This window comes from Halobacterium bonnevillei (genome assembly GCF_009831555.1).
In the GTDB taxonomy this organism is placed as follows: Archaea; Halobacteriota; Halobacteria; order Halobacteriales; family Halobacteriaceae; genus Halobacterium; species Halobacterium bonnevillei.
The window spans coordinates 18,795-27,492 of sequence record NZ_WUUU01000023.1 but is presented as its reverse complement, the minus strand read 5'-3'; the positions used below and the strand labels follow the sequence as shown (position 1 = coordinate 27,492).

8 protein-coding genes are annotated in these 8,698 nt (G+C 64.5%); 1 reads left to right on the top strand and 7 read right to left on the bottom strand.

Features of this window, described 5'->3' with window-relative positions:
- On the top strand, positions 1 to 425 hold a 425-nt coding region (locus tag GRX66_RS05100), incomplete at its 5' end, for a DMT family transporter (RefSeq protein WP_159525569.1).
- Between the two features lie 19 nt (positions 426 to 444).
- Here the strand turns inward: GRX66_RS05100 and GRX66_RS05095 are convergent.
- The 7 genes from GRX66_RS05095 to GRX66_RS05065 all read right to left on the bottom strand — a co-directional run bounded on the left by GRX66_RS05095 (position 445) and on the right by GRX66_RS05065 (position 8,689).
- Entirely contained in the window at positions 445 to 1,161 is a 717-nt protein-coding gene (locus GRX66_RS05095) for a hypothetical protein (RefSeq protein ID WP_159525568.1), read from the bottom strand.
- A 126-nt stretch (positions 1,162 to 1,287) separates the two neighbouring features.
- On the bottom strand, positions 1,288 to 3,003 hold the full coding sequence (locus GRX66_RS05090; protein ID WP_159525567.1) for a cytochrome c oxidase subunit I: 1,716 nt from the start codon (positions 3,001 to 3,003) through the stop codon (positions 1,288 to 1,290).
- A complete protein-coding gene (locus tag GRX66_RS19840; protein ID WP_233745319.1) occupies positions 3,004 to 3,996 on the bottom strand; it encodes a halocyanin domain-containing protein in 993 nt (330 codons plus the stop codon). It lies immediately after the preceding gene.
- Positions 3,997 to 4,273: 277 nt separating this feature from the next.
- Complete coding sequence (locus GRX66_RS05080; RefSeq protein WP_159525566.1) at positions 4,274 to 4,693, bottom strand: SRPBCC family protein; 420 nt, start codon at positions 4,691 to 4,693, stop codon at positions 4,274 to 4,276.
- A 286-nt stretch (positions 4,694 to 4,979) separates the two neighbouring features.
- Positions 4,980 to 5,183, bottom strand: a complete 204-nt coding sequence (locus GRX66_RS05075) for a DUF7576 family protein (protein ID WP_159525565.1) — start codon at positions 5,181 to 5,183, stop codon at positions 4,980 to 4,982.
- Positions 5,184 to 5,234: 51 nt separating this feature from the next.
- Positions 5,235 to 5,582 (bottom strand): HalOD1 output domain-containing protein, encoded by a 348-nt coding sequence (locus tag GRX66_RS05070; protein WP_159525564.1) that lies wholly within the window; start codon positions 5,580 to 5,582, stop codon positions 5,235 to 5,237.
- A 104-nt stretch (positions 5,583 to 5,686) separates the two neighbouring features.
- The gene (locus tag GRX66_RS05065; protein WP_159525563.1) at positions 5,687 to 8,689 is read right to left on the bottom strand and encodes a PAS domain S-box protein; all 3,003 of its coding nucleotides are present in this window, start codon (positions 8,687 to 8,689) and stop codon (positions 5,687 to 5,689) included.
- Positions 8,690 to 8,698: the final 9 nt, after the last annotated feature.

The following is an 8,698-nucleotide window of genomic DNA, read 5'->3' as shown; positions in this document are numbered from 1 at the left end:
TCACGCACAGCCGCGACCCGTCGCTGTCGTTCGTCGCGACGCAGGCGTGGATGATGGCGGTCGGTGCGGTGTTCCTCCACGCAACCGTGCTCGCGATGCCGGGGCAGTCCTTCGCCGGCGCGACGTGGACGCCGTCGGCGCTCGTCTCGCTGGCGTACCTCTCGGTCGTCGCGGGCGTCGGCGGATTCGTGCTGTACTTCCGGTTGCTCGCCGAACTCGGCCCCATCGAGATGAGTTTCATCGAGTACGTCATCCCCGTGTTCGCGGCGCTGGCGGGCTGGCTCGTCCTCGACCAGGCGGTGACCGCGGCAACCGTCGCGGGGTTCGCGTGCATCCTCGCGGGGTTCGTCGCCGCGAAGTGGCCCGCACTCACCGAGGAATTCGACCGCGTCACGGGAGACGGTCACGTCGACCCTGCGGACTGATTCAGTCCCGCTAGCTGAGTCAGTCGATGTACTGCAGGTCTCGCGTGTACTGGCGCGCCAGATTCCCGGACTCGTCGTAGAGACGCACCGTGAACGCCTGGCGCCCCATCGTCTCCTCGACGTCCGCCGCGTCGACGGTGAACTCGAACGGCGGGTCGTCGTCGGCGACCAACTCAGTGCCACCGGACAGCACCACGACGCGGTCTACCTGCTCGGCGTCCCGGAGTTCACACGATATCCGGGTCGTCTCCCCGGCGGCCTGGCTCTCGCAGACGAGTTCGGCGTTGACGTCCGCGGCGTCCGCGCCGCCGATGGCCGAGTCGAAGTTCACCGTCATCGGGCCGGCGGGGAACGTCCCCAGGACCAGGACGGCGACCAGGAAGACCGCGAGCATCGCGTTCGGGAGCCGCCGTCCGACGCGCTGTCGGAGTCCCGCCGAGCGACGCCACCGCAGCGCCAGCGGGATGACGACGATGTGGTGAATCGGGCCGTACCACAGCACGACGAACCCGTACGCGGCCGTGTAATCGAGCGCGCGCCAACCGGTGTACGACTGGAGGACGCTCGACCCGGCCCACAGGAAGAACCCGAAGAACAGGAGCCCGCCGCTCTTGAGGGCGCGCCAGCTGACCGAGTTCGCGTAGTAGACCGTCCGAACGGTGGACCACGCGTTGAGCACTGCGCGTGCGAGACCCGCGTACAGCCGCCTGGACCCCGCGTTCGACGTATCAGTCACGACGGATCACGCTTAGACGTGTGTAGGATGTCGCCGACGGTGGGGGTTGTCCCGAATATATTGCCCCTACGAGCGGAAACACCCCGCGAACGGCCGCAGAAAAGGTTTGCCGGGCGACGTGCCGGCCTACGGCCCGATGTGCCAGACCTGCGAGAGCAGGAACCAGTTCAGCGCGTACAGGACGACGAACGCCCCGAAGAACACGAGTGTGAGCGTGAACGTCCCGCGCATGCTCTGGTCGTGGACCGCGTCGGCGTCACCCGCGCCGTCCGCTGCGACCGCGTCGTCGTCGACGACCGGGCCGCCGGAGAACGGACTGCCGGCGACGAGGCTGCCGACCACGATGAGGACGAACAGCGCACCGCCGACGATTGCGAGGAGTGCAGCGACGGCGAACACCGCGAAGAACGGCTCGGCCGCCGAGAAGTCGAACGACGTCCCGGGGATGTCCATGACGCTGGGGTGGCGCCGCGGGACGCCGAACAGCAGCCCGAGGTACATCAACATCAGGGAGACGAGCCCCATCGCGCCGCCGTACAGGAACGGCTGGATGGACGCGAGGGTCCCGCCGAGCCAGTTGCGGCCGAACACGAGGCGGAGCACGTAGTAACTCAGTCCCATGAACGCCAGGGTCGTCCCGGTGACGACGGTGGCGTGGAAGTGGCCGGTAACGGCGAGGGTGTTGTGCCAGTTCATGTTGAGCTGCATCTGGCCCATCATCACGCCAGTGATGCCGCCGAGGAACCCGAACAGGATGATCGATAGGATGGTCGCGGAGAACCCGGGGTCCTTCCAGGGAGCAGACCACAGCCACCCGAACAGTCCGCCGCCTTCGCCCTTGCGCCGCCGGCCGGCCTCCAGGCCCGCCGGGATGGCGAACGCGTGAATCATCGACGCGATCACCGCGCCGTAGGCGGCATACGAGGTGTTCCACATCCGCCACGCCGCCGACACGCCGGGGTCGGACATCAGGTGGTGGGCGGCGCCCATGTTGATGAAGAACAGGTAGAGCACGAACGCGAACCGCGAGACCTTCTCGGAGGCGACTTCTGCGCCGCCGACGACGTGGGTCATGAAGTACCAGACAGTGATCATCGCCAGGAGGTTGATCTGCTGGCTGCCGTGGCCGACCGTCCAGAACATCTGGCGGTACCACGCGGCGTCGAGGTGCTCGATGAAGCCGATGCGCCAGAGGAACGCCGGGGTCAGCGCGGTGATGCCGCCCGCCAGCGCCTCGAGCGCGATGACGGCAGTGATGAACGCACCGAACGTGATCAGCGGCAGCGTCTTCGAGGGGTTCTCGCGCTTCTCGCGCCAGATGGTCGCGAAGAACGGGACGGCCGCGACGACGGCCCCGACCAGGAAGAGCACGGCGCCGGCGAAGTACGGCGCCGGCGACGGCAGCGGCACGTAGGACGTGTAGAACGGCGCCTGGTTCGGGAGTTCGTACGTCGCGATGCTGTAGACGGCGAGCAGGCCGCCGAACGCCATGATGCCGTAGCCCGCCCAGCCGAGTTTGTGCAGCGAGAGCTTCCGGCCGAGGACGAACGGCCCGCCCACGTAGAGGATGGCGATCTCCATGAACACCATCCAGAACAGGATCATGAACCACGCGTGCAGGCTCGTGAACCGGTAGAACTGCCCGGAGTCGAGGAGGCCGACGACCTCCCAGCGAGTCATCGCGACGAGGAGCGCGAACACGCCACCGATGGCCAGCGAGACGATCGCCGTCACGCCGAACAGTTTCACGAGGTCCTCCGCGGACTTGTGGATGCGGAGGTCGGTGACGCCACACGTTCTGAACCCGTCGTCGTCGTACTCGTAGGTACTCAATCCGAACATTCAGACCACCTCCACGACGCCCTTCATCCCCATGCCGAGGTGGGGTTCGCAGTAGTACTTGTAGACGCCCGCTTCCTCGAACGTGACCGTCTCGCTGTACCCCTCGCTCTCCAGGGACTCGACGCCATGCCAGTCGGCGCCGTCGGGTTGGGAGTCCACGAGCACGTTGTGGCCGTCGGAGACCCACTCGAAGTGCACGGTCGTCCCGGGTGACACCTCGAGTGCCGCGGGGCCGTACCCGTAGGGGCCGTCATCGGTGTCCGACCCGACGTCGACGGTGACCTCGCTCTGGTCGGTCGCGTCCGTCGCGGCGCCGTCGTAGTTCGGTGTTTCGGCGCCGCGCGCGTCGCCCGTGAACCAGCCGCCGTAGTCCCCGGTCGGCTCGCTCGTGTCGTCAGTGGACTGGTCGACGCCGGTCTCGACTGGCTCGTGGTCCTGCACGAGGAACGTCCCGTGCATCGTCCGGTGGCCGACGCCGCAGAACTCGTTGCAGACCACGTGGTAGGTGCCGGTCTCCTCGAAGGACATCTCCACGACCCACTCGTAGCCCGGGATGATCTGGAGGGAGATCTGCTTGCTGAGGTTCCCCTCCGGCCGCACCCCGAACCCGTGCTGGACGTCGTAGGACCCGAGGTGGAATTTGTACGTCTCGCCCGGCTCGAGGACGACCGGGAGGCCGTCCCACGCCCACTGCCGGGACCCGATGAAGACGTCGTTCCCGTCTGGAACGAGCATCTCCTCGCCGTCGACCTCCAGCGTCCCGGCGGCGTCCTTGTACGCCTGTACCTTCTCCTGGAAGCGCTCCGTGCTGATTTTGTAGGTCTGTCCCGTCTGGTTCTGGTCGCCGAACTGCGTCCAGCCCAGCATCCAGCCGAACAGCGTCACCGCCCACGCCCCGGAGATGCCCAGCCAGATGGACTCTCGACGGTTGACCGTCTGGTTCCACCAGTCCCCCTCGGGTGACTCGAGTGGCGAGTGTTCGTCGTCAGCCATGGTTCACCCCGCGGGAATTGTCAGCAGGTCGATTATACCCCATACCACGTACGACAACAGGAAGTACAGGATCGCGGCTCCCGCAAGCAACCACTCGCTGTCGAGCAGTTCTTGCTGCCACGGCGCGTCGCTACTGGATGACGGTACGTCCGACATACTGGTGGGTCCTCACTGTCTAGCGGTGGTATTTGCCCCGAAGGCGTTCGCTTGGACTTCCAGTTCCTGAGAACCCACCCGAACGTGTTACGCAGCTTTTTACGTGACGTTCGCTGGCCTGCTAGGCCACAGTCGACGCCAGCCACTCGAGTTGGTCCTCGAGTTCCCGGCGTCGCTGCCGGCTGATGACCGTCGAGTCCAGGACGCCGCCGACCAATGGGACGCCCATCTCGAACGTCGTCACGGCCTCGACGACAGTCCCATCGGCGTCCTCACGTGCGCGCGTGGAGTATCCAGTCCACATCTCCTCGAAGATCCCCTCGCGTTGCTCGTAGGCGAGCGCGGCGTCCTCGTCGGCCACGACCTCGAGTTCGAGTTCGATCTCGGCGGGACCGACGGCGTTCCACACGCGAATCGTGTTCCCCTGGACGTCGACGCCGTCGAAGCCCGCGGCCCGAACGAATCCGGCCCAGTCGTCCATCGCGGCCTCGATCGCCTCCGGCGACGCGGCGATCTCACGGGTCACCGTGACAGATTCCATGGCGGCGCTTCGAAGCGCTCCCCCAAGTAGTTGTGCCGAAGAATCACGCCGGCGTCTGCGTTCATTCGGTTTCCGATCTCCCCAACCGATTTCCCCACAACCTGGCTTCCCGTGAGAATTCTGCCTCAGGGTGTTGTCGACGCCCGCGCGCAGTTCCGGCTGTCATCGGGGCAGCCGTTCCGCGTCGCCGCTAGCGAGCCGGTATCGGTACGGAAACTATCCGCTTGGCAGCTCCGCAACCCTGCGCCCGGTCGGTTTGTGGTGCGGCGATTCAACGACCATCCGGCTACTCGGCCGTCCAGTCGTTCCAGCACTCGTTGCTGCAGAAGCTGTAGAGCTGGAACGCACCGTCGTCGTCGGTCGCCGTCGTGACCGGATGCCACTCCGCCGGATCGATCCGCGAGCCACACGTCTGACACCGCGTCACTCGAGGCCGGTTCTCGGTACCCGCCGGGGAGTCTGCTGTCGGAGCGTCGGCCTGCTCAGACATGGGCCACCTCAGCTATCGACTGTACGGTCGCTCGGAACATCTCTGTGTTGCTCAATCTGGCGACTCAGCCGGGTACGACGACGGTTGGTCGGCCGCGGCGGTTGGGGATGCGGTCTGGTCGTCGGCAGCCGTGACGTCAACTGGGTCGCCCTGGAGGGTCACTTCGACTGCTCCGTACGCGTGAACTGTCACCTGGCAACCAGCCATCGGGAACGTGACGCGGCCCCGGTCTCGACGCGTGTCCGAAGTATCAGCAAAGAGGCGAACCAATCCGTCGGGGTCGACGTGGTCGTGCAGCGGCTCTAGGTTGTGCGAGTCGATACCCGTCTCCGCTGCCACTTGCTCGACGACGCGCCGACTGACCTGCTCGTACTCGATTGTATTGATCGTCGACTCCATTGTAGCGTCTCGTATCTACCCGATGGAGTTTGTCCGAGTTACCCGTTCCCCGTATGTGTCTGCGGCGTGGTGCACCCAGGGCGTATGATGATACGGGCTGGTGTCTACGTGTCTCCAAATAGCATCGCCAGGAGTTTCGCCTGGCTACTTCGGAGATGCCGGCTGACCGTTGGCTGAGACACGTCTAGCATCTCCGCGATGTCGCCAGCCGAATTGTCTCGGGGCTGCTCGAAGAACCCGGCGAAATAGGCCGTCTGGAGGACTTCCCGCTGTCGTTCGGTAAGCCGGTCGACGTAGACGCGCTCGAACTCTGCCCGCGTCTGAACCGGGTTCGGGGATTCTCGACGCGCGACCAGTTCGGCGTCGTCGTAGTACTGCTCGAACATCTCGACGAAGTCCCGAACGGATGCGGACTGTGGCACTCGAATCGTGGTCCGTCCCTCCGCTGGCGTCGCCGTGATGTCGGTCGGCATCGCCCCGCGGTCCAGCAACGTGACGAGAAACGAGTCCTCCGGTAACGTCAGTTCGACGATGATCTCGCCGTCGCGATCTCTGACGAGCGTCAAGTCGTCGCTCCCGAGGTGTTCCTCGAAGAACGACCGAATCGTCTCAAACGCCAGGTCTTCGAACGCGACGAACACCTGCAGGGACCCCGCGTCCCGGGACCCGATATTCTCCAGGCGAATCTGTCCGTCGTTGTCCCGGAGTAACTGTAGGATCGGGTCGGAGAAATCTCGGATGAGGAACTCCAGTTCGACGGACTCCTCACTGACCAGGGCGTCGTAGCGCTCCATCGCGTTGAGCGCGTACCCGATCATCTCTCCGAGTTCGGTCAGGACTGCCTGCTCCATCTCGCTAAACAGTTCGGGTTCGCCAGCGTAGATATTCAACAGGCCGTACAACGTCTCGTTGTACACGACCGGGACGGCGATGCTCGCTCGGTACCCGCGCTGCATGGCCTCCTGTCGCCACGGCTCGAACGGCGGGTCGGCGTGCAAATTGTTCTGTACCTCCACTTCGTGCGTCTGAACCGCTCGTTCTGCGGGGTCCGCGTCCCCCTCACCGGGATCCGTTCTGACGTCGATCTCGTCGAGATATCCCTCTTCGACTCCCGCAGCGGCACTCGCGGTAATCGTCTCCGTCGCAAAGTCCCGCTCACCAAACCAGACGAATCGGTACGGGTCACTGTTCGCCAAGCGGTCGCAGACGAGTTGTTTGATTTCAGGCTTGGACGTCGCGTCCAGTAGCGATTCAGTGATCTCTCGAATATGGCTGTTTATCCGCTGGACCCGTCCTAAGCGGTCATTTTTCCGCTCGAGCTCGGACGTTCGCTCGCGGAGTTGCGCTTCCCTGTCCAGACGATCGAAGACCGCATTCAGGGTCCCGGACAGCAATTCGGCGAGCGTGACCGTTCGGTCCGCGAACGCATCAGGCTCAGTCGCGCCGACGGTCAACACACCGTGTTCACCGATCGGCACGAGTAGAGCGCTCGAAAGCGGCGTGCCGTCCTCGTCGATACCAGTCGCGTCGTTCAAATCTGGGAGAACTCGCGTTTCGCTCTGGACGAACGCTTGCCACGGAAGGCCGCGTTCCGAAGCGAACAGCGGGGACTCGCCGACGAGCCCGTCGAGACGGACTGTGCGGGCACACGGTTCGAGACTGCCCGTTTCGGCGTCGTACCGCTGGATAGTCGTAACCGGGAGATCGAAGCTGTCGCAGGCAGCCGCGGCTGCACGTTCGCACGCGTCCTCGAAGGACTCGACTTCGGCCAGCTCCTGGCCGAGTTCGGTCAGTCCTTCGAGGGTCTTCTCGCGGCGCTTCCGGTCGGTGACGTCTTCGAACGTGAAGACGGTCTGGGTGATGGCGCCAGATTCGTCACGGAGCGGCGTTCCCCGTTGGGAGAGCCACCGTTGAGTCCCGTCGTGGTGTTCGATTTTGATGTCGTAGGAGACGTCAGTTCCGGTCCGAAGGACCTTGTGGTACGGGACCTCGGACTCCGGAAGAACCGCTCCCTCCACGTCAAGTGCCCGGTACGGGACCTCGTCGAAGCCGGGATAGTTCCCCTCCTCGTCCGGTTCGAGCCAGAGGATTTCTTCAGCCCGGTCGTTCACGTAGGTGAACGTGCCGTCGGCGTCGATGACGACAATCCCGATCGGAGAGGTTTCGAGAATGTTGGACACGAGATTGCGCTTCTCCCGGAGTGCGTCCTCGGCCTGCCGTCGCGCAATCAGCAGCCCGAGATTCGCTCCGACCGCACGGGTCACTTCGACCATGCGCTCGTCGACGGATTGCGCTTCGGCCATCAGGAACACCATCACTCCGACGGTCGAGTCGTCAGTTCGAATCGGAACTGCGAGTGCGGCTTTCAATCCGGCGTCCGATGCGATGTCGGTCCGCGGGAATACGGATTCCGTCGCGGTGGAAACGTCCGGAATCCATTCGTACTCGCCGGTCCCCCACACGCGACCGACTAACCCCCTACCGGACGATGGGGCTATCTGCGTGGATTGTTCTCGGAACTCCTCGAGGTCAGCCGCCTCCGCGGTCCAGGTCGTGGCACACGTGAGTGTGGCGCGGCCGTCTGCGGGCACCCAGGCCTCCCCGTACAGCCAGTTCATCGACTCACCGAGGAGACGGAGGATATTCCGCAGCGCATCGTCGACCACGTCCGCCCGGAGGAGTTCGTCTTCCGTCGCCTTGAGGAGGTCTCGTTCAGATTCGAGCGTCTTCCGGCTGGAAACGTCCCGTATAATCCCGGTGAACAACCGTTCACCGTCGCTCGTAAATTCGCTGAAGGTGATTACGAGTGGGACTTCGTGACCGTCCTTGTGCTGTGCCGGGAGTTCGACGTGGTTCCAATCGAGTTGCCTGGTGCCGGTCGCCAGATACCGGTCTACGGCTTCGAGGTGCGAGTCTTCGAGGTCGCCGGGCATGATTTTCGTCAGCGATTCGCCGAGTAATTCGTCCGGTGTGTACCCGAGAATGGTCTCGATGTCGGGGTTGACGAACTGGATGCGGCTCTCCGAGTCGATTGTCACGAGTGCGTCAGGTGTGGTTTCCGCGAGCGCGTGAAACTGGGCAACGGCCTCTGAGTCGCTAAGAGTCATACATCGTGG

Coding starts and splice junctions, on each gene's coding strand:
- GRX66_RS05075 (WP_159525565.1), bottom strand. CDS start 5,183: ATGTCTGAGCAGGCCGACGCTCCGACAGCAGACTCCCCGGCGGGTACC.
- GRX66_RS05065 (WP_159525563.1), bottom strand. CDS start 8,689: ATGACTCTTAGCGACTCAGAGGCCGTTGCCCAGTTTCACGCGCTCGCG.
- GRX66_RS05090 (WP_159525567.1), bottom strand. CDS start 3,003: ATGTTCGGATTGAGTACCTACGAGTACGACGACGACGGGTTCAGAACG.
- GRX66_RS05080 (WP_159525566.1), bottom strand. CDS start 4,693: ATGGAATCTGTCACGGTGACCCGTGAGATCGCCGCGTCGCCGGAGGCG.
- GRX66_RS19840 (WP_233745319.1), bottom strand. CDS start 3,996: ATGGCTGACGACGAACACTCGCCACTCGAGTCACCCGAGGGGGACTGG.
- GRX66_RS05070 (WP_159525564.1), bottom strand. CDS start 5,582: ATGGAGTCGACGATCAATACAATCGAGTACGAGCAGGTCAGTCGGCGC.